The 891-nt window shown below is 38.0% G+C and carries 1 protein-coding gene; it reads right to left on the reverse strand.

Annotation, left to right across the window (positions count from 1 at the left end):
• A partial coding sequence (gene meaB / locus AC1DPZ_RS28145; protein ID WP_477409754.1) for a methylmalonyl Co-A mutase-associated GTPase MeaB occupies positions 1-640 on the reverse strand: 640 nt, incomplete at its 3' end.
• Positions 641-891: the final 251 nt, after the last annotated feature.

Consider the following 891-nt stretch of genomic DNA (forward strand, 5'->3'; position numbering starts at 1 on the left):
TAAAAATAGCGGGGGGCGTGTCTTTTTTTTGCCCGATTATTTTTTTTAAGCTATTAGCAAAAATATCGGCATCGGCCCTGTCGGCTTTATTGATAATAAATGCATCAGCAATTTCCATAAGACCCGATTTGATATGCTGGATCTCATCACCCGCTTCGGGTACCAGTACCACCAGGGTAATATCGGCCAGGCCCGTTATCTCAATTTCCGACTGGCCAACACCAACTGTTTCTATCAAAACATAATCAAACCCGGCAGCCCTTAATACATCGGTCATCTCGATAGTTTTGGCCGAGAGCCCCCCTAAAGATCCACGTGTTGCTAAAGAGCGTATAAAAACATCAGGATGGTTAAAATGTGATGCCATCCTTATCCTATCGCCAAGCAGCGATCCAAAGTTAAATGGCGAAGTGGGGTCGATTGCCAAAACGGCTATTTTATTGCTATCCTTTAAAAGTACATCTATCAAGGCATTCACGAGAGTGCTTTTGCCCGCTCCCGGCGGGCCGGTAATACCAATTATAGGACAGTGCTTATTAAATGTAAGGCTTTTTAATAGTTCGTGGCTATTGGCAAGATCGTTTTCAACAATGGTTAATGCACGGGCAAGCGATCTGAACTTGGTTGGTGATAATAACATGTTTTAAAAATTCCTTAACCCGGTGTATTTATTGTATTTTATTAAATATATAATAAATTAAATTATATAATAAATATATTTGAGCAGTTGATAATACTTTAAATATATAAACATTATGAAAAAAATCCTTTTTGTATCAGCGATGCTCTTAGCTTGTGTCTGCTCCAAAAATCATAACTCTAATATAAATACTAAAAACTATATTGTTGTAGCTAAAGTAAATCCATTCAATACGTATGGTGCCGTTTCTG

The organism is Mucilaginibacter sp. P4_G9, from assembly GCF_056400985.1.